The organism is Nocardioides sp. (assembly GCF_041913365.1).
In the GTDB taxonomy this organism is placed as follows: domain Bacteria; phylum Actinomycetota; class Actinomycetes; order Propionibacteriales; family Nocardioidaceae; genus Nocardioides.
Genome location: NZ_JAYSFM010000001.1, coordinates 735,023 through 757,656, shown reverse-complemented (window position 1 = coordinate 757,656; position 22,634 = coordinate 735,023). Strand labels below are relative to the sequence as shown.

Sequence of the window (22,634 nt, the reverse complement as noted above, 5' to 3'; positions counted from 1 at the left end):
CCCTCCGCCGTCGGGAGTCCTGCGAGGAGGACTGAGTGGGACAACAGGTTCACGAGCTCTCCCTCAGTACTTCAGCAGGCTGGCGTCGTCGACCGAGGCCGAGCGGCGGGTGCGGAAGATGGTCATGATGATCGCGAGGCCGATCACGACCTCGGCGGCGGCCACGACCATCACGAAGAAGGCGGTGATCTGCCCGTCGAGGTTGCCGTGCTGGCGCGCGAAGGCGACGAAGGCCAGGTTGCAGGCGTTGAGCATCAGCTCGACGCACATGAACACCACGAGCGCGTTGCGCCGGGTCAGCACGCCCACGCAGCCGATGGTGAACAGGATCGCCGAGAGCACGATGTACTCGGTCACTTCACGTCCTCCTCGGTGCTCGCGGGGACGCCGGCCTTGCCGGACGTCTCGGGCATCTCGGTCGGGTCGCTGTGCCCGTCGAGGCCGGCGAGCTGGCGACGTACGTCGTCGATGTCGTCGGCCAGCGCGGGCGCGGAGCGGACGGTGCCGCGGGCGGCGAGCACGCGGGAGACCGACGACTCGGCGGCGGTGCCGTCGGGCAGCAGCGCCGGGGTGTCGACCGCGTTGTGGCGGGCGTAGACGCCGGGCGAGGGCAGCGGTCCGGGGTGCTTGCCGTGGGTGCCGAAGTCGCGGATGCGCTGGGCGGCGAGGTCGGCCTGCGTGGCCTTCGGCGTGAGCCGCTCCCGGTGGGCGAGCACCATCGCGCCGACCGCGGCGGTGATCAGGAGGGCGCTGGTGGCCTCGAAGGCGAAGACGTACTTGCTGAACAGGATGTTGGCGATGGCCGGGACGTTGCCGCCCTCGTTGGCCTCGTCGAGGCCGACCACCGTGCCGAGGGTGACCTGGCCGACGCCGATCACCAGCACGGCGCCGAAGACCAGGCCGAGCACGACGGCCATCGCGCGCTGGCCGCGGATGGTCTCCACGACCGAGTCGGACGCGTCGACGCCGATCAGCATCATCACGAACAGGAAGAGCATCAAGATGGCGCCCGTGTAGACGATGATCTGGACCGCGAAGAGGAACGGCGCGTCCATGACGGCGTAGAGGAACGCCAGGCTGATCATCACCACGGCGAGCAGCAGCGCGGCGTGCACGGCCTTGCGGACGAACAGGATGCCGAGCGCGGCGGCCACCATGACCGGGGCGAGGAGCCAGAAGGTCATCGGGTGGTCCCCCTGTAGTAGTCGCCCTCGTCGTCGCCGAGGCGCATCGGGTGGGGCGGCTGCTCCATGCCCGGCAGCAGCGGGGCGAGCAGGTCGGACTTCTCGTAGATCAGGTCGGCCCGGTTGTTGTCGGCCAGCTCGTACTCGTTGGTCATCGTCAGCGCGCGGGTCGGGCACGCCTCGATGCAGAGCCCGCACAGGATGCAGCGCAGGTAGTTGATCTGGTAGACGCGGCCGTAGCGCTCGCCGGGGCTGAAGCGCTCGTCCTCGGTGTTGGAGGCACCCTCGACGTAGATCGCGTCGGCCGGGCACGCCCAGGCGCACAGCTCGCAGCCGATGCACTTCTCGAGGCCGTCGGGCCAGCGGTTGAGCTGGTGCCGGCCGTGGAAGCGCGGTGCCGTCGGCAGCTTCTCGAACGGGTACTGCTCGGTGACGACCTTCTTGAACATCGTGCGGAAGGTGACCCCGAACCCGGCGATCGGGTCCCAGAGGCTCTCCTTGATGCCCCTCGAGTCCTTGGTGGAATCCTTCTGGGACTCACTCATCGTTGTGGTTCTCCTCCGCTGCAGCGGTGACGGTGGTGCGGCCCTCCGGCGCCTGGGCGAACGTCAGCGGCGCGGCGGCACCGCGGACGGCGCCACCGGCGGGCATCGGCGGGACCGGGAAGCCGCCGGCGAACGCGTCGTGCGGCTCGTCGGCCGGCTCGGTGTCGGTGTCCTCGCCCTTGCCCTCGCCGACGAACATCAGCGCGACCGTGAGGACGAGCAGGACGGCGATGGCGGCCACGAGGTAGGTGCGGTTGATGTTGCCCTCGAGGGAGATCACCCGGATGGTCGCGACGGCCACGATCCAGGCCAGCGAGACCGGGATCAGCACCTTCCAGCCCAGCGCCATGAACTGGTCGTAGCGCATGCGGGGCAGCGAGCCGCGCAGCCAGATGAAGAGGAAGACGAAGATGAAGACCTTGCCGAAGAACCACAGGAGCGGCCAGTAGCCGCTGTTGGCGCCGTCCCAGACGTTCTCGATGCCCCACGGCGCCGCCCAGCCGCCGAGGAAGAGCGTGGTGGCGATCGCCGACACGGTCGTGAGGTTGATGTACTCGGCGAGGAAGAACAGGGCGAACTTCAGGCTGGAGTACTCGGTGTGGAAGCCGCCGACCAGCTCGCCCTCGGCCTCGGGGAGGTCGAAGGGGGCGCGGTTGGTCTCACCGACCATCGAGATCACGTAGATCACGAAGGACGGGAGCAGGATCAGCCCGAACCACAGCCGGTCCTGGGCCGCGACGATCTCGGAGGTCGACATCGAGCCGGCGTAGAGGAAGACCGCGACGAGCGCGAGGCCCATCGCGACCTCGTAGGAGATCATCTGCGCGCTCGAGCGCAGGCCGCCGAGCAGGGAGTACGTCGACCCGGACGACCAGCCGCCGAGCACGATGCCGTAGATGCCGATCGAGGCGATGGCGAGCATGAACAGCACGGCCACCGGCATGTCGGTGAGCTGGAGCGGCGTGCGGTGCCCGAAGAAGTTCACCTCGGGCCCGAACGGGATGACCGCCCAGGTGACGAAGGCCGGCACGGTCGCGATGACCGGCGCGAGCAGGAAGACCGCCTTGTCGGCCGCCTTCGGGATGATGTCCTCCTTCAGCGCCAGCTTCACGCCGTCGGCCAGCGACTGCAGCAGGCCGAAGGGGCCGTGCACGTTGGGGCCGACGCGGTGCTGCATGCGGGCCACGACGCGACGCTCGAACCAGATGTTGAAGAGCGTCAGCACGACCAGGACGACGAAGATGAGCAGCGCCTTGAGCAGGATCACCCACCACGGGTCCTGGCCGAAGGCGGCCAGGCCCGGGTCGGGCAGGTCGGCGGCGAGGATGCGCATCAGTGGGCTCCCTTCACGGTCACCGGGCTGCCGGGTGAGGCAAGCTCGGCCAGGACGCCGCGACCGAAGGACCGGGCCGGGACCCAGACCACGTCGTCGGGCAGGTCGGCGACCTCGACCGGCAGCGTGACGCTGCCGCGGTCGCCGGTCAGGGTGGCCTCGGCGTCACCGTCGACCAGCCCGAACAGGGCGTCGTACGACGCCTGGCTCAGGCGGGCGACCGGCCGGCGGGCGGTGGCGCGCAGGTGCACCTCACCGTCCTGCATGGAACCGAGGTCGATCAGCTGCTTCCACGTGGCCAGCGCCATGCTGGTGCCCTTCGCGCCCGCCTTGGCCTTGGGCGCGCGCGGCGGCTTGCCGGCGTCGAGGGTGGGTCGGGCGCCGTCCCACGGGCCCAGCGCCTCCATCTCGGCGCGCACCTCGGTGACCGTGCGGAAGCCGAGCGGACGGCCGAGCTCCTCGGCGATGCCGGCCAGCACGCGCAGGTCGGGCAGCGACGCCGGGTTGGTGAAGACCGCGTCGAAGGCGCGGGCGCGACCGTCCCACGTCACGAACGTGCCGGCCTTGTCGGCGACCGGGGCGACCGGGAGCACGACGTCGGCGGCACGCGTCACGTCGGTCTCGCGCAGCTCGAGGCTGACCACGAAGCCGGCCGCGTCGAGGGCGGCACGGAACGCGGCGGGGTCGCTCGTGTCGTCGGGGTCGACGCCGCCGACCACGACGGCACCCAGGTCGCCCTTGGCGAGGGCGGTGACGACGGCGTTGCCGTCACGGCCGACCTTGGCGGGCAGGGAGCCCACGCCCCACGCAGCCGCCACGTCGACCCGGGCCGTCGCGTCGGCGACCGGACGGCCGCCGGGGAGCAGGTTGGGGAGCACACCGGCCTCGACCGCGCCGCGGTCGCCGGCCCGGCGGGGCACCCAGGCCAGCCGTGCCCCCGTGGTGGCGGCCAGGTCGGCCGCGGCGGCGAGGGCGCCGTGCGTGCTGGCGAGCCGCTCACCCACGAGGATCACGGCGTCCTTGGTCACACCGTGCTCGGCGTCCTTCAGCGTCCCGATGACCTCGACCTCGGCGCCCGGCGCGGCCGGGACGAGGCGGCCCTTCATCTTGCGCAGGCCGCGCGAGGTGTAGGGCGCCACGGACACGACCTGCGTACGACCACGACGGGCCGCCTTGCGCAGGCGCAGGAAGATCGTCGCCGCCTCGTCCTCCGGCTCGAGGCCGAGGAGGACCACGACCGGAGCCGCCTCGAGGTCGGCGTACGTCACGTCGCCGGACAGCGCGACGTGCGAGGCCAGGAACCCGGCCTCCTCGGCACTGTGCGGGCGGGCCCGGAAGTCGACGTCGTTGGTGTCGAGGGCGACGCGGGCGAACTTGGCGTAGGCGTAGGCGTCCTCGGCGGTCAGGCGACCGCCGGTCAGCACCGCCGCGGCACCTGCCGCACGCAGGCCGCGGGCCGCGACGGCGAACGCCTCGGGCCACGACGCCGGCCGGAGCTCGCCCCGGCTGCCGTCCCGCAGGGTGTCGCGGACCTGCGGGTAGGTGATCCGGTCCTCGACCTGCGCGTAGCGGAACGCGAAGCGGTCCTTGTCGCTGATCCACTCCTCGTTGACCTCGGGGTCGTTGCCGGCGAGGCGACGCATCACCTTGCCGCGACGGTGGTCGACGCGGATCGCGGCGCCGCAGGCGTCGTGCTCGGCCACGCCCGGCGTGGACACCAGGTCGAAGGGGCGGGAGCGGAAGCGGTAGTCGGCCGAGGTCAGCGCGCCGACCGGGCAGATCTGGATCGCGTTGCCGGAGAAGTAGCTCTCGTAGGGCTCGCGCTCGTAGATGGCGACCTGCTGCAGCGCGCCGCGCTCGGCGAGCGCGATGAACGGGTCACCGGCGACCTGCTCGGAGAAGCGGGTGCAGCGGGCGCACAGCACGCAGCGCTCGCGGTCGAGCAGCACCTGGGCCGAGATGTTGATCGGCTTGGGGAAGGTGCGCTTGATGCCGCCGGAGCCGGAGAACCGGCTCTCGCCGCGGCCGTTGCTCATCGCCTGGTTCTGCAGGGGGCACTCGCCGCCCTTGTCGCAGACGGGGCAGTCGAGCGGGTGGTTGATCAGTAGGAACTCCATGACGCCCTGCTGGGCCTTGTCGGCCACCTCGCTGGTCGCCTGGGTGTTCACGACCATGCCCTCGGCGACCGGCAGCGTGCAGGAGGCCTGCGGCTTCGGGAAGCCGCGGCCGTTGCCGGCGTCGGGGATGTCGACGAGGCACTGGCGGCAGGCGCCGACCGGGTCGAGCAGCGGGTGGTCGCAGAAGCGCGGGATCTGCACGCCGACCTGCTCGGCGGCGCGGATGACCAGCGTGTCCTTCGGGACCGAGACCTGGACGCCGTCGATGGTCAGGGTGACCAGGTCGGTGTCGACCTTCTCCGGCGCCTTGTCGGTGGCCGTCATGCCTCAGCTCCCACGGGTGCGAACACGGTCGAGGCGGCCGGGTCGAAGGGGCAGCCGCCGTTGGTCAGGTGTGCGAGGTACTCGTCGCGGAAGTGCTTGATCGAGCTCGAGATCGGGCTGGTCGCACCGTCACCGAGGGCGCAGAACGAGCGGCCCAGGATGTTGTCGCACTGGTCGAGCAGCAGGTCGAGGTCTTCCTCGCTCCCCTGGCCCTTCTCGAGTCGCGCCATGGTCTGGGTCAGCCACCACGTGCCCTCGCGGCAGGGCGTGCACTTGCCGCACGACTCGTGCTTGTAGAACTCCGTCCAGCGCAGCACCGCGCGGACCACGCACGTGGTCTCGTCGAAGATCTGGAGCGCGCGCGTGCCGAGCATCGAGCCGGCGGCGCCGACGGACTCGAAGTCCAGCGGGACGTCGAGGTGCTCGGGGGTCAGCAGCGGCGTGCTCGACCCGCCGGGCGTCCAGAACTTCAGCTCGTGGCCCTCGCGGATGCCGCCTGCGAGGTCGATGAGCTGGCGCAGCGTGATGCCCAGCGGGGCTTCGTACTGGCCGGGGTTCTGCACGTGGCCCGACAGGCTGAAGATGCCGTAGCCCTGCGACTTCTCGGTGCCCATCGAGGCGAACCACGAGGCGCCGTTGGCGATGATGCTGGGCACGGAGGCGATCGACTCGACGTTGTTGATGACCGTCGGGCTGGCGTAGAGGCCGGCGACCGCGGGGAACGGCGGGCGCAGGCGCGGCTGGCCGCGGCGGCCCTCGAGGCCCTCGAGCAGCGCGGTCTCCTCGCCGCAGATGTAGGCGCCGGCGCCGGCGTGCACGATCAGGTCGAGGTCGTAGCCCGAGCCGTGGATGTCGGTGCCGAGGTGACCGGCGAGGTAGGCCTCCTGGACCGCGCGCTGCAGGCGGCGGATCACGTGGAGCACCTCGCCGCGGACGTAGATGAACGCGGTGTTGGCGCGGATGGCGTACGAGCTGAGGATGACGCCCTCGACCAGCGTGTGCGGGCTGGCCATCATGAGCGGGATGTCCTTGCAGGTGCCCGGCTCGGACTCGTCGGCGTTGACGACGAGGTACTTGGGCTTGGGGTTGTCCTGCGGGATGAAGCCCCACTTCATGCCCGTCGGGAAGCCGGCGCCGCCGCGGCCGCGCAGGCCGGACTCCTTGACCGCGTTGATCACGTCGTCGGGCGCCATCGCGAACGCCTTGTCGAGGGCGGCGTAGCCACCGCGCGCCTCGTACGACGCCAGCGTCCAGGCGCGCTCGGAGTCCCAGTTGTCCGTCAGGACCGGGGTCAGCGTGTCGGTCACTTCTTCTCCCCCTCCGGAGCCGTCCAGCCCTTCTCACGCGCGATCTTCAGGCCGACCAGCGAGGCCGGTCCGGCCGTCGGGCCCTCGTCGGCGCGGTCGTCGGGGAAGCCCGCGAGCACGCGCTCGGCCTCGCGCCAGGTGCACAGCCGCGGCCCGCGCGTGGAGTGGACCTCCTTGCCCTCGCGCAGGTCGTCGACGACCTGGACGGCGGACTCGGGGGTCTGGTTGTCCATGAACTCCCAGTTGACCATCATCACCGGGGCGTAGTCGCAGGCCGCGTTGCACTCGACGTGCTCGAGGGTGATCTTGCCGTCCTCGGTCGTCTCGTCGTTGCCGACGTCGAGGTGCTCCTTGAGCCGATCGAAGATCAAGTCGCCACCCATGACCGCGCAGAGCGTGTTGGTGCAGACGCCGACGTGGTAGTCGCCGACCGGCTTGCGCTTGTACATCGTGTAGAAGGTCGCGACGCCGTTGACCTCGGCCGCGCTGATCCCGAGGATCTCGGCGCACGCCTCGATCCCCTCGGGCGTGATCCGGCCCTCGGCCGACTGCACGAGGTGCAGCATCGGCAGCAGGCCCGAGCGGGCCTCGGGGTAGCGGGCCGCGATCTCGCGCAGCTCGGACCAGGTCGTCTCGGTGAGGCCGGTCTCGTTCTCGGTGAACTTCTCGGTCATCGGTCGACGCCTCCCATCACGGGGTCGATGGAGGCGATCGCGACGATGACGTCGGCGACCATGCCGCCCTCGCTCATCACGCTCGTCGCCTGCAGGTTGGTGAACGACGGGTCGCGGAAGTGCGCACGGAAGGGGCGGGTGCCGCCGTCGGACACGACGTGCGCGCCCAGCTCGCCGCGGGGCGACTCGATCGGTACGTAGGCCTGGCCGGCCGGGACGCGGAAGCCTTCGGTCACCAGCTTGAAGTGGTGGATCAGCGCCTCCATCGACTCGCCCATGATGTGGCGGATGTGGTCGAGGCTGTTGCCCATGCCGTCGCTGCCGATGGCGAGCTGGCTGGGCCACGCGATCTTCTTGTCGCCCACCATGACCGGGGCGCCCTCGAGGCCGGCGAGCCGGTCGGCGCACTGCTCGACGATCTTCAGCGACTCCCACATCTCGTTGAGACGGATGCGGAAGCGGCCGTAGGAGTCACAGGTGTCCCAGGTCTGGACCTCGAAGTCGTAGTCCTCGTAGCCGCTGTAGGGCTGGGTCTTGCGGAGGTCCCACGCGTAGCCGGTGGAGCGGAGGACCGGGCCGGTGAGGCCCAGCGCCAGGCAGCCGGCGAGGTCGAGGTGGCCGACGTCGACCAGGCGGCCCTTGAAGATCGGGTTGGCGTTGCAGAGGGCGGCGTACTCGGGGAGGCGCTTCTTCATCAGTGCGATGAAGTCGCGGATCTCGTCGAGCGCGCCCGGGGGCAGGTCCTGCGCGACGCCACCGGGGCGGATGAACGCGTGGTTCATCCGCAGGCCCGTGATCAGCTCGAAGAGGTCGAGCACGAGCTCGCGCTCGCGGAAGCCGATCGTCATCACGGTCAGCGCGCCGATCTCCATGCCACCGGTGGCGATGCAGACCAGGTGCGAGGAGATGCGGTTGAGCTCCATCAGCAGGACGCGCATCACCTCCGCCTTCTCCGGGATGTCGTCCTCGATGTCGAGCAGCCGCTCGACGCCCAGGACGTACGCCATCTCGTTGTAGAACGGGGAGAGGTAGTCCATCCGGGTGCAGAACGTCGTGCCCTGCACCCAGGAGCGGTACTCCATGTTCTTCTCGATGCCGGTGTGGAGGTAGCCGATGCCGCAGCGGGCCTCGGTGACCGTCTCGCCCTCGAGCTCGAGGATCAGGCGGAGCACGCCGTGCGTCGACGGGTGCTGCGGGCCCATGTTGACCACGACCCGCTCCTCGGCGGACTCGCCGATGCTCTGCGTGACGGAGTCCCAGTCCTGGCCGGTGACGGTGAAGACCTTGCCCTGGCTGGTCTCGCCGGGGGCTGCGTAGAAGTCCTGTTCTGTCGTCATGTCAGTTGTAGCTCCTGCGCTGGTCGGGCGGAGGGATGGAACCGCCCTTGTACTCCACGGGGATGCCGCCGAGCGGGTAGTCCTTGCGCTGCGGGTGTCCCGGCCAGTCGTCCGGCATCAGGACCCGGGTGAGGGCCGGGTGGCCGTCGAAGACCAGCCCGAACATGTCGTAGGTCTCCCGCTCGTGCCAGTCCAGGGTCGGGTAGATGCTGACCAGGCTGGGGATGTGCGGGTCGGCGTCGGGCGCGCTGACCTCGACGCGGATGCGCCGGTTGTGGGTCATCGACGTGAAGTGGTAGACGGCGTGCAGCTCGCGGCCGGTGTCGTCGGGGTAGTGGACGCCGCTGACGCCGGAGCAGAGCTCGAAGCGCAGGGCCTCGTCGTCGCGCAGCATCTGGGCCACGAATGGCAGGTCCTCGCGGCGCACGTGGAAGGTGATCTCGCCACGGTGCACCACGACGCTCTCGAGGGCCGCGGTCAGGTCGGTCGCGCCGAGCCGTGCCTCGAGGGCGTCGGAGACCTCGTCGAACCAGCCGCCGTAGGGCTTCGCGGAGGGGGCCGGGAAGACCTTCGCGCTGACGAGGCCGCCGTAGCCGGAGGTGTCGCCGGTGCCCGTGACGCCGAACATGCCGCGGCGCTCGCCGACGGCGCGCACCTCACCTGTGGGGGCCGGGACGTTCTCCGGCGACTGCTCGGGCGCGGGCTGCTCGACGCCGCTGCCGGTGCCGGTCTGGCCCTTCGCGGACTCGAGGTTGCGCTCCTCGGCCGGCCGAGCGGACTCGTTGGCGTCGGTCTTGTCGTCGGACTCGTCCGTGGCCTTGCCCGCGGCCTTCTCGTCCGGCTTCTCGTCGGGCTTGTCGGTCATCGCAGGAGGCCCTTCATCTCCGAGGTGGGCAGCGCGCGCAGCGCGTTGGTCTCGAGCTCGGCGATCTCGTTGCGGCGGTTGGCGCCCAGCTTGGTGTGCTGGACCTGGTCGTGCAGCTTGAGGATCGCGTCGATGAGCATCTCCGGCCGCGGCGGGCAGCCGGGGAGGTACATGTCGACGGGCACGACGTGGTCGACGCCCTGGACGATCGCGTAGTTGTTGAACATGCCGCCCGACGAGGCGCACACACCCATCGCGAGCACCCACTTGGGCTCAGGCATCTGGTCGTAGATCTGGCGCAGGACCGGGGCCATCTTCTGGCTCACGCGGCCGGCGACGATCATCAGGTCGGCCTGCCGCGGGCTGGCGCGGAAGACCTCCATGCCGAAGCGCGCGAGGTCGTACTTCGGCGCGCCGGTGGTCATCATCTCGATCGCGCAGCACGCCAGACCGAAGGTCGCGGGCCAGAACGACGCCTTGCGCATGTAGCCGGCGACGCCCTCGACCGTGGTCAGCAGCACGCCCGAAGGCAGCTTCTCCTCGAGTCCCATGGGTCAGTCCCAGTCCAATCCGCCGCGGCGCCACACATAGGCATAGGCCACGAACACAGTTGCGATGAAGAGGACCATCTCGACGAGGCCGAACAGGCGCATCGCGTCGAAGTGGACGGCCCAGGGGTAGAGGAAGATGATCTCGATGTCGAAGACGATGAAGAGCATCGCGGTGATGAAGTACTTCACCGGGAACCGGCCGCCGCCCACGGGCTGCGGCGTGGGCTCGATGCCGCACTCGTAGGAGTCGAGCTTCGCCCGGTTGTAGCGCTTGGGACCCACGACGGCGCTCATGATCACGGAGAACACCGCGAAGCCCGTCGCGATGAGTGCCAGCGCCAGGATCGGCGTGTAGAGCTCCATCGCTTCCCTTCCGTGGACCTGCGCCCGGGGGGTGAGGACATGTGACCTTGTGAATGTCTTCACGAGTGGCGCGGGCCACAGTCTAGGACTCAGGTGCGGCGTGCGTCACGTCGGGGTGCAGACCACCGTCCGGGTCCCTGACCTGCGCATTTAGGCAATATCGGCGTGCCCTAATTGCGGGTCCGGCCGCCCACGGCTCAGGCCGTGGCGCGGTGGAGCGCCACGATGCCGCCGGTGAGGTTGCGCCACTCGGGGCGCTGCCAGCCGGCCTCGGCGATCAGCGCGGCCAGACCCTCCTGGTCGGGCCAGGCGCGGATCGACTCGGCGAGGTAGACGTAGGCGTCGGCCGCGCTCGCGGTGACCGAGGCGATCCTCGGCAGGGCGCGCATGAAGCCGTCGAGGTAGACGGTGCGGAGGGCGCCGTTGGTCGGACGGCTGAACTCGCACACCACGAGGCGCCCGCCGGGACGCGTCACCCGGAGCATCTCCCGCAACCCGGCGACCGGGTCGACGAAGTTGCGCAGGCCGTAGGAGATGGTGACCGCGTCGAAGGTGTCGTCGAGGAACGGCAGACGGGTGCCGTCGCCGGCGACGAACGGCAGCGTGGGCCGGTCCTTCTTGCCCTGCTGCAGCATGCCGACGGAGAAGTCGCACGGCACGGCGGTCGCACCGTGCGTGAAGAAGGGCTCGCTCGAGCAGCCGGTGCCGGCGGCGAGGTCGAGCACCAGGTCGCCGCGCTGCGGATCGACCGCCGCGACCATCGAGCGCCGCCAGCTCCGCTGGATGCCCGCCGTCATCAGGTCGTTGGTCAGGTCGTAGCGCTTCGCCACGGTGTCGAACATGCGACGTACGTCGGTCGGTTGCTTGTCCAGGTCAGCGCGGGCCACGCGGCGAGCGTAGGCGTCCGGAGCCCGGACCACGCAACCTGGGGGTGTCGGCGCGCGTCCATAGGATCACCACGCTGTTGGCTTCCCGGGAGGACCTCATGTCACGCCACCGCCTGCTCGCGCTGCTCCTCGTGCTGCTCTGCGCCTTCAGCGGCGCCACGGGCACCACGGCAGGAGCTGCGTCCGCGACCACCGCGCCACGCAGCGCCTTCGTCCCGCTGCAGCTCGGCGACACCGGCTGGCGGGTCCGCGAGCTGCAGAGCCGGCTGCACCAGCTCGACCTGCACTCCGAGGTCGTCACCAGCCGCTTCGACCGGGAGACCCAGGCCGGCGTCGCGACCTTCCAGCGCCGTCGCGGGTGGACCGCCGACGGCGTCGTCGACCAGCGCACCTGGCGGAAGATCACCGGCCTGACCACCGAGCCCACCACCGAGGCGCTCCACAACGTCTACACGCCCGGGCGTCCGCTGCTCCAGCACGGCGACCGCGGCATGTGGGTGCGCCAGGTGCAGGCCCGCCTCAAGCAGGTGCGCTGGTACGACGGCCGGGTGACGGGCCGCTTCACCGGCGCGACCGTGACGGCCGTCGAGGGCTTCCAGGCGAGGCGCCGGATCCCGGTGACCGGCCAGGTCGACCGGCGTACGCTCTCGCGGCTCAAGGAGATGACCCGGCAGCCGACCAAGGCCGAGCTGTTCAACATCGTGCCGGCCGGCCCGGCGCTCGACCCGCGCTGCACGACCGGGCGTGCGATGTGCGTGGACAAGACGTCCCGCTCGCTGCGCTGGGTGGTCGACGGCGTCGTGCTCCGGACCGTCGAGGTCCGGTTCGGCTCCGACGAGCTGCCGACGCGCGAGGGCGCCTTCGCGGTCTTCAGGAAGTCGCGTGACCACGTGTCGAGCCTCTACGACACCCCGATGCCGTTCGCGATGTTCTTCTCCGGCGGGCAGGCCGTGCACTACTCCCCCGACTTCGCCGCCAACGGCTACGCCGGGGCCTCGCACGGGTGTGTCAACGCGCGCGACCGGGCGGCCGTCGAGTGGCTCTTCGACCAGGTCAGGATCGGCGACGCGGTGATCGTCTACCGATCCTGACCAGGGCCGCGGCGCTCAGATCTCGAGCTGGGTGGAGAGCGTGGCCAGCTTGTGGCGGGCCATGGCGAGGTTCGCGCGGCCCTTGTCGAGCACGAGGTAGATGAACAGGCCCGGGTGACCCTTGGGCAGGTTGATCAGGTGGTACGCCTTGCCCAGGGTGATCAGGATGTCCTCGATGTGGTCGTCGAGGCCGAGGCTCTCCATCGTGCGCATCTTGGAGCGCACCACGTCGGTGTTGCCGGCGGCCGCGACGTCGAGGTTGAGGGCGGTGGCGTCACCGGCCTGGCCGAGGGCCATGCCCGACTGGTAGTCCACGAGCAGGGCGGCGACGGCGCCGTCGATGCCCACGGCCTCCTTGAGGATCACGTCAACGTTCGTCATGTCAGTTCCTTTGTGTTCTTCCTGACCACCGCGGTCAGGAGGGTTCTGGGGCGCGCGGCGCGAGCGGCGGCGCACGCTGAGGGTGAGTCGGGAGCGTCGCTCCGTCATGAGGCGCCCTTCTTGGCCTGGGCCATCAGCAGCTTGTCGAGGAAGGACTCGCCGCCGAAGAGCGGCAGCGACGGGAGGTCGAAGGCCGACGGCTCGGGCTCCGCCACCGTGGGCTCCCGGTCGTTGTCGAACTGGAAGTCGCGTCCCGGCTCCTGTCGGGACCGGCGCGGCAGCGTCGAGGAGTCCCCCACCAGCACGGGCGGCGGGACGGGGAGGTCGGCGGGGAGCAGGTCGGCGACCGACGACCAGGTCCCGGCGTCGAGCTCGGCGAGCACGCGCGCGACGCGGTCGGGCAGCTCGGGCGCGACCACCTGGTCGAGGTGGCCGCCCAGGAAGGCGCGCAGCGCGTCGAGGTCGTTGCCGCGGGCGCGGCTCGATCGCCGGCGCAGCACGGCAGGTGCGGGTGAGGCGGCGAGGAGGAGCGGCAGGTCGGCCGCGGCCGCCGACGACACCGCCAGCACCGTCGGTCCGAGGTCCGCCAGCTCGCCTGCCAGCACGGCACCGTCCGGGAGGTGGCGCAGCGTGCAGCCCGCCGCGACGTGGGCTGCCCGCACCAGCTCGACGGTGGGGTCAGCGACGTCGCCCACGAGCACGACGACGGCGTCCGGCGCCAGCACGAGACCCTGGTCGGCCGGCGGCACGACGCGGCCCAGCCCGGCATCGGCGCGCAGCAGCCGGGGACCGGCGAGCGTCGGGTCGACGACCCGGTCGGCCCGCGAGACGGCGTCGGGGTCCATCGTCAGCCGCTCGGCGCCGAGGGTCAGCAGCCGGTCCCAGCCCCGTCCGCCGTCGAGGGCGAACATCTCGGCCGAGCGGAAGGTCAGGCCCTGGAGGCGGCGCAGGTCGGCCTCCGCCTCGGCCACCACGAGGCGTACGTCGACGCCCTCCAGCTCGCGCACCAGGTCGTCGGTCGTGGCGTCCGGGGAGACCTGGACGACGACCGCGCCGATGGCCTGGAGGGCCAGGTCGAGCTCGGGCCAGGCGTGCCCGGCAGGCAGCAGCGACACCACGACCTGGTCGGCGCGCAGGCCGCTGCGCACGAGCCCGGCACCGGCGCGCTCCACCGCAACGGCGACCTGCGCCCAGGTGCGGTAGGCCCGCTCCTGGCCGGCCTGCACGACGTAGGCGATGTCGTCGCCACGGGTGCGGGCGTGCTCCTGGATCGTGCTGAACTGCGACGCGGCGCCTGTCGCGGCCACGGCGTCGGTCGGCAGCGCGGGAGCGCGGGTCACCGGGATGTAGGCCACCTGAGAACCCCCTCTGCGGCCGGAACGGTTGAGGGCTCAATCGTTTCGCGAGCCTGCGCTCGCGTCCGGGTTGTTACCCGCCCGTTGATGTGCGGTGGTCGATTTCTGTGGTACGTCCCAGCACGTGGGACGCGGGGGTCACACCGACGGCCCGCGGGGGCTAGGAGCCCGAGAGCGTGAAGGCCGAGTCGAGGCCGTTGCGACCGCCGCGACGCGGGAGCTCGGCGTCGGGCACCTCGACGGCCGGGGCCGCCGGGACGGCCACGACCGCGTGCTCGGCGGCCAGGTCGAGCTTGACCGCCGGGTGGTGCGCGATGCGGCCGATCCGGAAGCCGAGGGTCGTGGCCAGGCCGCTGATGGTGCGGTTGACCCGGGTGTCGAGGACGAGGACGCGCAGCCGGCCGCCCCACCACGGAGCCAGGGCGGAGACGTCGGCCGCGAGCTTCTTCGTCCGCGAGCTGAGCCTGGCCTCGGCGACCCGGGCCGAGGTGGCCTCCAGGACCTCCTGCGGGGTCTCGTGCCACGGCTCGCCGTCGATGCGGCCCGCGACCATCAGGTCCTCGAGGACCCGGGCGGTGACGTGGTCGAGCAGCACGTGCGTGGGCGAGTGCTTCGCCAGCGCGGCCTCGAGCTGGTGGGGCTGCTCCACCCAGACCAGCAGGCAGCCTGCCGTCAGGTGCGCGTCGCGCACGACGGTCGTGAACCGGTCGGTGGCCTCACCGGTGAGGAGCACCACGTCGTCGGCGACGAGGTCGGCGAGGGTGCCGGAGGACTCGGGGCGGAAGAGCCAGGCCTGGCTCTTCTCGCGCGGCAGGCCCAGCACGGCGCTGGACGGCACGCCCGCCCGGGCCGAGTCGACCCAGCGGAGCAGGTCGGGGTGGCGCTTGCGGCGGTCCAGGCCCATCCCCCGCAGCCGCTCCCACGACCGGTCGTCGCACTCGAAGAGCTGCGCGTCCATCAGGCCGGCCCGGCGCAGCAGCGCCAGTCGGCTCTCGTGGTCCACGATCACGAGGCGCACCTCGATCTCGTCGAGCAGCCGGCCGACCTCGCGGGGGTCCAGGTGCTCGGGCAGCAGGAGCGGCACGGCGCCGGCGACCCGGGTGGCCAGCTCGAGCTCGAGCTGGCGGATGCCGGTGGGGACGCGGATGACCACGACCTGGCCGGGGTTGACGCCGGCCTCGATCATGCCGGCGGCGCCGTCGATCACCCGCCGGTACAGCTCGTTCCAGGTCAGCGAGGCCCACCCGTCGCCGCGCTGCTCGGCGACCGCGACCTCGAGCGCGCGGCCGCGCGCGTGGCGCTCCAGCCGCGTGAGTGGCGATTCGTGAACAGGCACTTGCGGGCTCCTCCGTACGTCGTGTACGGCGGCAACCTAGGTGATCCACGTCGCTCCTGTTCGCGGTTTGCCGATCTCTTTCACGAGCAGTGGAGACCCCGGCGTACGCTCTCCCCTCGTGACGACCCCCGCGTCCGCCTCCACCCCGCCACTCGTCGTGCGCACCGTCCCGGTGGACCTGGCGGACCTCCCCCTCCTCGACCTGCTGCCCGAGCAGGAGCCGGTCAGCTGGCTGCGCCGTGGCGAGGGCCTCGTCGGCTGGGGTGTCGCGGCCCGCCTGGAGACCTCCGGCCCGACCCGCTTCAGCGACGCGGTGAAGTGGTGGTCGGAGACCGTGGCGCGCGCCGAGGTCGACGACCGGGTCGCCGAGCCCGGCACGGGCCTGGTCTCCTTCGGGGCCTTCGCCTTCGCCGACGAGCCCGGCGACTCCGTGCTGGTGATCCCGCAGGTCGTCGTCGGTCGCCGCGGGGACCGCACCTGGCTCACCACCGTGTCGGTCGACGCCCCCACCCTCGGGCCCGCACCGGCGCCCCGGCCCCCGGTCGGCCTCACCTTCTCCGACGGCGCCCGCAACGGCGAGGAGTGGATGTCCGTCGTCGCCGAGGCCGTCTCCCGTATCTCCGCGGGCGAGCTCGAGAAGGTCGTGCTGGCGCGCGACCTCATCGCCACCACCGACGAGCCGCTCGACGTCCGCTGGCCGCTGCGCCGCCTCGCCGAGCACTACGAGATGTGCTGGACCTTCCACGTCGACGGGCTCTTCGGTGCCACGCCGGAGATGCTGGTGCGCCGCGAGCGCGGCCTGGTGACCTCCCGCGTGCTCGCCGGCACGATCCGGCGCACGGGCGACGACGAGCGCGACCTCGCCCTCGCGGCCACGCTGGCCCGCTCGTCGAAGGACCTCGAGGAGCACGAGTACGCCGTGCGCTCCGTCGCCGACGCGCTCGAGCCGCACTGCTCGTCGATGAACGTCCCCGAGGCGCCGTTCGTGCTGCACCTCCCCAACGTGATGCACCTGGCGACCGACGTGAACGGCGTGGTCCACGACGTCGCGACCTCGCTCCAGCTCGCCGAGTCGCTGCACCCCTCGGCCGCCGTCGGGGGCACCCCGACCCCGGTTGCCACCCGCCTGATCGAGGAGATCGAGGGCATGCCGCGCGACCGCTACGCCGGCCCGGTCGGCTGGATGGACGCCTCGGGCGACGGCGAGTGGGGCATCGCGCTGCGCTCGGCCATGGTCACCGAGGGCGGCGTACGCCTCTTCGCCGGCTGCGGGATCGTCGCCAGCTCCGACCCCGAGGCCGAGCTGGCCGAGTCGCAGGCGAAGTTCGTCCCGGTGCGGGACGCCCTCGAGGCCGGCTGAGCGGCTAGAGGTCCTCGCCCGGCTGGCGGCGCTCGAAGCCGACGCCGTCGGGCAGCAGGTTGGCCATGTGGGTGGCGACCATGTCGAGGCCGACGTCGCTGTAGACGCGGTCGTGGATCGCCAGGGCCCTCGGCGCGGCGACCTCGCGGACGAAGTCGATCGCCTCGGAGACCTTGAGCCACGGGGCGCTCACCGGCGCGAACAGCACGTCGACCGCACGCGGGGGCACCGTGAGCGAGTCACCCGGGTGGTACGCGCTGTGGCCCCCGGCCTCGAGGAGGTAGCCGGAGTTGTCGAAGCGGTCGTAGTCGCGGTGGATCACCGCGTGCTTCTCGCCGACGACCTCCACGGCGACGCCGGCCACCTCGAGCCGGTCGCCGGGCCGCACGACGGTGACGCGCTCGGCCACCTCGGGCGCCTCGTCACGGAGCCGGCGCTCCACGGCGGCGATGGTCCAGATGGGCGCGTCGCTGCCCCGGAGGTGGTCGGGATGCACATGGTCGGCGTGCTCGTGCGTGATCAGCACGGCGTCCGCGCCGGCGAGTGCCTCCGCGTCGGTGAACACCCCCGGATCGAGGACGAGCACCCGCCCGGCCTCCTCGATCCGCACACAGGCATGCCCGAACTTGGTGATGCGCATGACGCCAGACTATGCCTGCGGATGCGGGGCGAGATGCGGTGTCGAATGCGGAACGCGTGGGGTGCGCGGTTAGGGTGGTGCCGCCTCCGACGGGTGGAGTGCCCTGGGGGAACCACCGAATCGCACCCGAGACGAAGAGAGTTCACATGTCTGCACGCCGCGTGCTCGCAGGCAGCGTCGCCGCGCTGCTCCTGCCCGCGTCCCTGATGTTGACGACCGAGTCCGGCTCGGCCAACGACTCCGCCTCCGACTCCGCGGCCCAGTCCGCGTCGACGTCGGCACGGAAGAAGGCCGGTCAGAAGATCTCGCTGGAGGTGCTGCCCCAGATCGTCCAGCAGGGCCGTGGCGTCGCCAGCGCCGACAGCGCCAAGGCTGCTGTCACCGCGACGCTCAAGCCGGTCAAGGTCGGCCGCAAGCTCGTCCTCGAGCAGCTCAACGGCTCCTCGTGGAAGAAGGTCGGCACCGCCAAGCAGGAGAAGTCGGGCCGCGCCTACTTCTCCGCCCTGGTCTCCAAGGGCGGCCAGCCGCTCACCTACCGCGTGACCGCGGAGAAGTACAAGGGCCTCAAGAAGGTCACCAGCGGCACCGACGACACGTCGCCCTGGATCACCCCGACCTTCAGCGACGAGTTCGCCGGCAGCACGCTCGGCTCCGCGTGGAGCATGCGCGGCCAGGGCTACGAGCCCACCAGCAAGCGCTACTGCTCCAAGGGCGACCCGTCGGCCGTCAAGGTCGGCAGCGGCGCGCTGCGCCTGAGCGTCATCAAGGACAAGTCGCGCTCGGGCAAGTGCCTGGCGAAGTCCCGCAAGCTGAAGAAGAAGATCTCCTACCGCCTCAACGGCCACGTCGGCACGCGCGACGGCTTCAACTTCAAGTACGGCGTCGCCGCCGCGCGCATCAAGATGCACAAGGCCCAGGGCCAGCACGCCAGCTTCTGGCTGCAGCCGCTCGGCGAGAACCAGCCGGGCAGCGACGGCCACGAGATCGACGTCATCGAGTACTTCGGCGACAAGCACCCGCAGGGCGGCCTCACCAGCTTCATCCACTGGTACAAGGGCAAGCGCCTGATCAAGACCGGCTCGTGGATCAAGGACTCCAAGTCCTACCTGAAGAACAAGAAGGACGGCTGGTCGAAGAACTACCACGTCTTCTCGGTGCAGTGGACCCCGAAGTCGATCATCTTCCGCATCGACGGCAAGGAGACCTGGCGCACCTCGGCCCGCGTGTCCAAGGCCCAGCAGTACCTCATCCTGAGCCTGCTCGCCTCGGACTACGAGGCGCTGGAGATGAAGGACTCCAAGCTGCCGCAGCACATGTACGTCGACTGGGTGCGCGTGTGGGAGACCCCGCAGGCCTGATCGACTGAACGACCCAGCAGCACCGTCCGCGCGCTGATCCTCCTAGAGGGTCAGCGCGCGGATCTTTTCGTCCAGCTCGCGCCGGTTGTCACGCCGGACCCGCGCCTCGACCACCTCGATGCCGCCGTTGGGCGAGGACAGGGCGTGCTCGAGCTCGGGCAGGCTGGCGACGCGCAGGTGCGGGACGCGCATCGCCGCGCACAGCGACGCCAGGTCGACGCCGTGCGGGGTGCCGAAGAGGGTGTCGAACCGGTCGGCGTGCTCCGGCGCCCCCTGCTCCAGGGTGGCGAAGATCGAGCCGCCGTCGTCGTTGACCACGACGATCGTCAGGTCGGGGCGTTCCTCGCGGGGACCGATCACCAGGCCAGTGGTGTCGTGCAGGAAGGTCACGTCGCCCATCAGCGCGATCGCGCGCGATGACCGCGGGCGCCCGAGCGCGGCCCCGACCGCCGAGCTGACCGTGCCGTCGATGCCGGCGAGCCCGCGGTTGGCGATCACCTTGCGGCGGCCGCCGACCTCGTAGGGGGCGACCATCAGGTCCAGGTCGCGCACCGGGTTGCTCGCGCCGACGAAGAGCAGGCCGCGCGGGGGCAGGGCCCGGCTGACCGCGCCCGCCACCTCGTACGGCGTCAGGTCGGGCTCGGCCGCCAGCAGGGCGTCCAGGTCCCGCGAGACGCGGCGGTCGGCGTCGCGCCACTGCGCGGACCAGGCGGGGTCGCTCGGGCCGCTGACGTCGACGTGGTCGACCTCGTGCCCGACAGGGAAGGGCCGCTCGGCCCACCGACCCCTCGAGCGCACGGAGACGACCTCGACGTCGGTGCGGGCCAGCAGCCGGGAGACCGGGCGCGAGAGGGTCGGGTGGCCGTGGACCACCACCCGCTCGACCTGCGCACCGAGCTCGCCGGCGAGCAGCAGCCGGTAGGTGCGGACCACGCTGTCGCCGGTGCGGCAGCCGCTGGACGGCTCGGCCAGGAGCGGCCACCCCGCCTTCTCGGCGAGCACGCGGGCCGGCGGCCCGGCGTCGTCGCCCGCGACCACGACCGTGCGCGGTCCGGGGTCGAGGACGAGGCTCTCCGCCGCCACACCCGCTTCCGCGACGATCCAGTCGGGAGCCTCTCCCCCGTCCCAGCCGCCGTCGTCCGGCAGCAGGGGCTCGTCGAGCTGGAGGTTGAGGTGCACCGGACGGCGGTGCCCGTGGCTGCGCAGGAAGGCGAGCAGCTCGTCGAGGCCGGCTCCTTCTTGCCCGGCAGCGACGTCGAGGGTCGGCGCGAAGGCGCCGAAGATGCCGTCCTGCTCGGTGGTCTGGTTGGCGCCGGTGCCCCGCATGCGGGCCGGGCGGTCGGCGGTCACCACGACCAGCGGCACCCCGGCGTGGGCGGCCTCGACGACCGCGGGCAGCAAGTTGGCCACGGCGGTGCCGGACGTGCAGGTGACCGCTGCGGGCCGGCCGCTCACCTTCGCCAGGCCGAGTGCGAGGAACGCCGCGGTGCGCTCGTCGACCCGGGTGTGCAGCCGGATCCCGCCTGCCCGGGCGGCGTCGTAGAGCGCGAAGGACAGCGGCGCGTTGCGGGACCCCGGCGCGACGACGACCTCACGGACCGCGGAGCCGCGGAGCGCCGTGACGGCCGTGCGGGCGAGCGCGGTCGAGGGGTTGGTCACGAGTCCCGATCCTGCCGTACGGCGTCCAGCCGGCGACGCCAGTGGTCGACCCGGTCCGGGGTGGCCGCCAGCCGGGCGAGCGCGGCCTCGTCGACGTCGGGCCGCACCACCGGGAGCATGCCGTCGACCGGGAGCAGCGGCTCCGCCACGACGTCGTCGGTGAGCAGCTGGACCGTGGCCAGGCCGCACGCGTGGTGCAGCTCCGGAAGGGCCGCCGCCAGGGCGACGCCCGCAGCGATCCCGACACTCGACTCGACCGCGCTCGACACCACCACCGGCAGGCCGATGTCCTCGGCGATCCGCAGGCAGGCACGCACGCCGCCGAGCGGCTGGACCTTGAGCACGGCGATGTCGGCGGCCTCGAGGTCGCGCACCCGGTAGGGGTCCTCGGCCCGCCGGATCGACTCGTCCGCGGCGATCGGCACCTCGACCCGGCGACGTACGACGGCGAGGTCCTCGACGCTCACGACCGGCTGCTCGACGTACTCCAGGCCACCGGCCGCTCGGTCGAGGGTCGCGATGGCGGCGACCGCTCCGTCGACGTCCCAGGCGCCGTTGGCGTCGACGCGGACCAGCCCGTCGGGGCCGATCGCGTCGCGGACCGCCTCCAGCCGGGCGACGTCGTCGGCCAGGGTCTGGCCGTGCTCGGCGACCTTGACCTTGGCAGTGCGGCAGCCGCCCGCGCGCACGATGGCGTGGGCCCGCTGGGGGTCCGTCGCCGGGACGGTGACGTTGACCGGCACGAGGTCGCGCAGCGGCTCGGGCCAGCCCTCGTCGGCCGCCTCGCGTGCGCAAGCCAGCCAGGGACGCGCGACGGCGTCGTCGTACTCCAGGAACGGCGACCACTCGCCCCAGCCGGCGTCGCCGCGGAGCAGCACCCCCTCGCGGACGGTGATGCCGCGGAAGCGAGTGCGGAGCGGGATCGAGAAGACGTGCGTCACAGCGCCGCCCGGATCGCCTGCTGGTCGACCTTGCCGTTGCGCAGCCGCGGCAGCTCGTCGACCCACACGAACTGGCTCGGCGCCCACGAGCGCGGGTGGACCATCCCGACCCAGTCGCGCAGCTCGGGGTCGGCCGCGGTGCCGACCAGGACGGCGACCACGCGCTGCCCCCACTCGACGTCGGGCACGCCGAACACCTCGGCGTCCTCCACGAGCGCGTGCTGGCGCAGTCGCTCGGCCACCGCCGGGGCCGGGATCTTCACGCCCCCGCTGATCACCACGTCGTCGATGCGGCCGGTGAGCCGCAGCCGGCCGGTCTCGTCGAAGCGGCCGGTGTCGGAGGTCAGGAACCAGCCGTCGACGAGGCACTCCGCGGTGAGCGCCGGGTCCGCGTCGTAGTGGCTGAACAGGGTCGGCCCGCCGATGCGGACCCGGCCGGTGTCGTCGAGGGCCAGCTCGACGCCGTCGAGCGGGCGGCCGTCGTAGACACACCCGCCGGCCGTCTCGGAGGAGCCGTAGGTGACGACGACGTGGACGCCCTCCTGCTCGGCGCGGGCGCGCAGCTGGGCGTCGAGCCCGCCGCCACCGACCAGCACGGTGTGCATGCGGGCGAGGGCGGCGATCTGGACGGGGTCGCCGAGGATCCGGTGCAGCTGCGTGGGCACCAGCGAGATGAAGGCGGGGGTGTCCGTCCGGTCGGCAGCGGCCGCCCGGGCAACGGCCAGGCCGTCGACGACAATCGGCTCGTGGCCGGCGAGGAGGGACCGGACGACCACCTGCACCCCGGCGACGTACGACGACGGCAGCGCCAGCAGCCAGCGCCCCGAGCCCTCCAGCCGGCGGGCGGACGCCTCCGCGCTCGCGACCACGGCGTCGCGCTCCAGCACCACGCCCTTCGGCCGGCCCGTCGACCCCGAGGTCTCGATGAGCAGGGGGTCCGGGTCGGTGGCCTCGAGCCACTGCGCGAGCTGCCGGACCGCGACCGAGGGCTCGTCGGAGGGCCGCAGGAAACTCACGCGACCCACG

Annotated in this window: 22 protein-coding genes; 3 read left to right on the top strand and 19 right to left on the bottom strand. The window is 71.8% G+C overall.

Features of this window, described 5'->3' with window-relative positions; all coding sequences use genetic code 11:
• Positions 1 to 63 precede the first annotated feature (63 nt).
• From nuoK to ACE3QY_RS03740, 12 genes are all read right to left on the bottom strand, one after another.
• Positions 64 to 357, bottom strand: coding sequence for an NADH-quinone oxidoreductase subunit NuoK (gene nuoK / locus ACE3QY_RS03795; RefSeq protein ID WP_135837214.1), 294 nt, complete (start codon positions 355 to 357; stop codon positions 64 to 66).
• Positions 354 to 1,184: an NADH-quinone oxidoreductase subunit J gene (locus ACE3QY_RS03790; protein ID WP_374454668.1), complete on the bottom strand. Its 831-nt coding sequence runs from the start codon at positions 1,182 to 1,184 to the stop codon at positions 354 to 356. Before ACE3QY_RS03790 ends, nuoK begins: the two co-directional genes overlap by 4 nt.
• Positions 1,181 to 1,729, bottom strand: coding sequence for an NADH-quinone oxidoreductase subunit NuoI (gene nuoI, locus ACE3QY_RS03785; protein ID WP_374454667.1), 549 nt, complete (start codon positions 1,727 to 1,729; stop codon positions 1,181 to 1,183). Before nuoI ends, ACE3QY_RS03790 begins: the two co-directional genes overlap by 4 nt.
• A complete protein-coding gene (gene nuoH / locus ACE3QY_RS03780; protein ID WP_374454666.1) occupies positions 1,722 to 3,062 on the bottom strand; it encodes an NADH-quinone oxidoreductase subunit NuoH in 1,341 nt (446 codons plus the stop codon). The genes nuoI and nuoH overlap by 8 nt, the downstream gene beginning before the upstream one ends.
• Positions 3,062 to 5,503 carry an NADH-quinone oxidoreductase subunit G gene (locus tag ACE3QY_RS03775; protein ID WP_374454665.1) on the bottom strand — a complete coding sequence of 814 codons (2,442 nt, stop codon included), beginning with the start codon at positions 5,501 to 5,503 and terminating at the stop codon, positions 3,062 to 3,064. Before ACE3QY_RS03775 ends, nuoH begins: the two co-directional genes overlap by 1 nt.
• The gene (gene nuoF, locus ACE3QY_RS03770; RefSeq protein ID WP_374454664.1) at positions 5,500 to 6,810 is read right to left on the bottom strand and encodes an NADH-quinone oxidoreductase subunit NuoF; all 1,311 of its coding nucleotides are present in this window, start codon (positions 6,808 to 6,810) and stop codon (positions 5,500 to 5,502) included. Before nuoF ends, ACE3QY_RS03775 begins: the two co-directional genes overlap by 4 nt.
• Entirely contained in the window at positions 6,807 to 7,484 is a 678-nt protein-coding gene (gene nuoE / locus ACE3QY_RS03765) for an NADH-quinone oxidoreductase subunit NuoE (protein WP_374454663.1), read from the bottom strand. Before nuoE ends, nuoF begins: the two co-directional genes overlap by 4 nt.
• Positions 7,481 to 8,821, bottom strand: coding sequence for an NADH-quinone oxidoreductase subunit D (locus ACE3QY_RS03760; protein ID WP_374454662.1), 1,341 nt, complete (start codon positions 8,819 to 8,821; stop codon positions 7,481 to 7,483). The genes nuoE and ACE3QY_RS03760 overlap by 4 nt, the downstream gene beginning before the upstream one ends.
• Position 8,822: 1 nt before the next feature.
• Positions 8,823 to 9,686, bottom strand: a complete 864-nt coding sequence (locus ACE3QY_RS03755) for an NADH-quinone oxidoreductase subunit C (protein ID WP_374454661.1) — start codon at positions 9,684 to 9,686, stop codon at positions 8,823 to 8,825.
• Entirely contained in the window at positions 9,683 to 10,237 is a 555-nt protein-coding gene (locus ACE3QY_RS03750; protein ID WP_374454660.1) for an NADH-quinone oxidoreductase subunit B family protein, read from the bottom strand. The genes ACE3QY_RS03755 and ACE3QY_RS03750 overlap by 4 nt, the downstream gene beginning before the upstream one ends.
• 3 nt (positions 10,238 to 10,240) lie before the next feature.
• The gene (locus ACE3QY_RS03745; protein ID WP_211733613.1) at positions 10,241 to 10,600 is read right to left on the bottom strand and encodes an NADH-quinone oxidoreductase subunit A; all 360 of its coding nucleotides are present in this window, start codon (positions 10,598 to 10,600) and stop codon (positions 10,241 to 10,243) included.
• 197 nt (positions 10,601 to 10,797) lie between these two features.
• Entirely contained in the window at positions 10,798 to 11,487 is a 690-nt protein-coding gene (locus ACE3QY_RS03740) for a demethylmenaquinone methyltransferase (protein WP_374454659.1), read from the bottom strand.
• A 98-nt stretch (positions 11,488 to 11,585) separates the two neighbouring features.
• Between ACE3QY_RS03740 and ACE3QY_RS03735 the strand changes: the two genes are divergently transcribed.
• Positions 11,586 to 12,578 carry a peptidoglycan-binding protein gene (locus ACE3QY_RS03735; RefSeq protein WP_374454658.1) on the top strand — a complete coding sequence of 331 codons (993 nt, stop codon included), beginning with the start codon at positions 11,586 to 11,588 and terminating at the stop codon, positions 12,576 to 12,578.
• 15 nt (positions 12,579 to 12,593) lie between these two features.
• Here the strand turns inward: ACE3QY_RS03735 and ACE3QY_RS03730 are convergent, their stop codons facing one another.
• From ACE3QY_RS03730 to ACE3QY_RS03720, 3 genes are all read right to left on the bottom strand, one after another.
• On the bottom strand, positions 12,594 to 12,959 hold the full coding sequence (locus ACE3QY_RS03730; RefSeq protein WP_310254879.1) for a hypothetical protein: 366 nt from the start codon (positions 12,957 to 12,959) through the stop codon (positions 12,594 to 12,596).
• A gap of 104 nt (positions 12,960 to 13,063) precedes the next feature.
• Complete coding sequence (locus tag ACE3QY_RS03725; protein ID WP_374454657.1) at positions 13,064 to 14,314, bottom strand: AMP-binding protein; 1,251 nt, start codon at positions 14,312 to 14,314, stop codon at positions 13,064 to 13,066.
• A gap of 160 nt (positions 14,315 to 14,474) precedes the next feature.
• Complete coding sequence (locus ACE3QY_RS03720) at positions 14,475 to 15,650, bottom strand: AMP-binding protein (protein WP_374454656.1); 1,176 nt, start codon at positions 15,648 to 15,650, stop codon at positions 14,475 to 14,477.
• 118 nt (positions 15,651 to 15,768) lie between these two features.
• Here ACE3QY_RS03720 and ACE3QY_RS03715 point away from each other — a divergent pair, with 118 nt between their 5' ends.
• On the top strand, positions 15,769 to 17,010 hold the full coding sequence (locus ACE3QY_RS03715) for an isochorismate synthase MenF (protein WP_374454655.1): 1,242 nt from the start codon (positions 15,769 to 15,771) through the stop codon (positions 17,008 to 17,010).
• A 4-nt stretch (positions 17,011 to 17,014) separates the two neighbouring features.
• On the opposite strand, the gene ACE3QY_RS03710 is transcribed toward ACE3QY_RS03715, so the two are convergent.
• Positions 17,015 to 17,650 carry an MBL fold metallo-hydrolase gene (locus ACE3QY_RS03710; protein ID WP_374454654.1) on the bottom strand — a complete coding sequence of 212 codons (636 nt, stop codon included), beginning with the start codon at positions 17,648 to 17,650 and terminating at the stop codon, positions 17,015 to 17,017.
• A gap of 146 nt (positions 17,651 to 17,796) precedes the next feature.
• Between ACE3QY_RS03710 and ACE3QY_RS03705 the strand changes: the two genes are divergently transcribed.
• Entirely contained in the window at positions 17,797 to 19,008 is a 1,212-nt protein-coding gene (locus ACE3QY_RS03705; protein WP_374454653.1) for a family 16 glycosylhydrolase, read from the top strand.
• Positions 19,009 to 19,050: 42 nt separating this feature from the next.
• Here ACE3QY_RS03705 and menD read toward each other — a convergent pair whose 3' ends face one another.
• The 3 genes from menD to ACE3QY_RS03690 are packed head-to-tail and all read right to left on the bottom strand — an operon-like array spanning position 19,051 to position 22,624.
• Positions 19,051 to 20,667, bottom strand: a complete 1,617-nt coding sequence (menD, locus tag ACE3QY_RS03700) for a 2-succinyl-5-enolpyruvyl-6-hydroxy-3-cyclohexene-1-carboxylic-acid synthase (protein ID WP_374454652.1) — start codon at positions 20,665 to 20,667, stop codon at positions 19,051 to 19,053.
• Entirely contained in the window at positions 20,664 to 21,608 is a 945-nt protein-coding gene (locus ACE3QY_RS03695; protein WP_374454651.1) for an o-succinylbenzoate synthase, read from the bottom strand. Before ACE3QY_RS03695 ends, menD begins: the two co-directional genes overlap by 4 nt.
• Positions 21,605 to 22,624 carry an AMP-binding protein gene (locus ACE3QY_RS03690; protein ID WP_374454650.1) on the bottom strand — a complete coding sequence of 340 codons (1,020 nt, stop codon included), beginning with the start codon at positions 22,622 to 22,624 and terminating at the stop codon, positions 21,605 to 21,607. Before ACE3QY_RS03690 ends, ACE3QY_RS03695 begins: the two co-directional genes overlap by 4 nt.
• Positions 22,625 to 22,634: the final 10 nt, after the last annotated feature.

What these genes read in the sequence shown, in the direction of transcription:
- ACE3QY_RS03790 (WP_374454668.1), bottom strand. Translation starts at nt 1,184, where the DNA reads ATGACCTTCTGGCTCCTCGCCCCGGTCATGGTGGCCGCCGCGCTCGGC.
- nuoI (WP_374454667.1), bottom strand. Translation starts at nt 1,729, where the DNA reads ATGAGTGAGTCCCAGAAGGATTCCACCAAGGACTCGAGGGGCATCAAG.
- nuoH (WP_374454666.1), bottom strand. Translation starts at nt 3,062, where the DNA reads ATGCGCATCCTCGCCGCCGACCTGCCCGACCCGGGCCTGGCCGCCTTC.
- ACE3QY_RS03775 (WP_374454665.1), bottom strand. Translation starts at nt 5,503, where the DNA reads ATGACGGCCACCGACAAGGCGCCGGAGAAGGTCGACACCGACCTGGTC.
- nuoE (WP_374454663.1), bottom strand. Translation starts at nt 7,484, where the DNA reads ATGACCGAGAAGTTCACCGAGAACGAGACCGGCCTCACCGAGACGACC.
- ACE3QY_RS03760 (WP_374454662.1), bottom strand. Translation starts at nt 8,821, where the DNA reads ATGACGACAGAACAGGACTTCTACGCAGCCCCCGGCGAGACCAGCCAG.
- ACE3QY_RS03755 (WP_374454661.1), bottom strand. Translation starts at nt 9,686, where the DNA reads ATGACCGACAAGCCCGACGAGAAGCCGGACGAGAAGGCCGCGGGCAAG.
- ACE3QY_RS03750 (WP_374454660.1), bottom strand. Translation starts at nt 10,237, where the DNA reads ATGGGACTCGAGGAGAAGCTGCCTTCGGGCGTGCTGCTGACCACGGTC.
- ACE3QY_RS03745 (WP_211733613.1), bottom strand. Translation starts at nt 10,600, where the DNA reads ATGGAGCTCTACACGCCGATCCTGGCGCTGGCACTCATCGCGACGGGC.
- ACE3QY_RS03735 (WP_374454658.1), top strand. Translation starts at nt 11,586, where the DNA reads ATGTCACGCCACCGCCTGCTCGCGCTGCTCCTCGTGCTGCTCTGCGCC.
- ACE3QY_RS03730 (WP_310254879.1), bottom strand. Translation starts at nt 12,959, where the DNA reads ATGACGAACGTTGACGTGATCCTCAAGGAGGCCGTGGGCATCGACGGC.
- ACE3QY_RS03710 (WP_374454654.1), bottom strand. Translation starts at nt 17,650, where the DNA reads ATGCGCATCACCAAGTTCGGGCATGCCTGTGTGCGGATCGAGGAGGCC.
- ACE3QY_RS03705 (WP_374454653.1), top strand. Translation starts at nt 17,797, where the DNA reads ATGTCTGCACGCCGCGTGCTCGCAGGCAGCGTCGCCGCGCTGCTCCTG.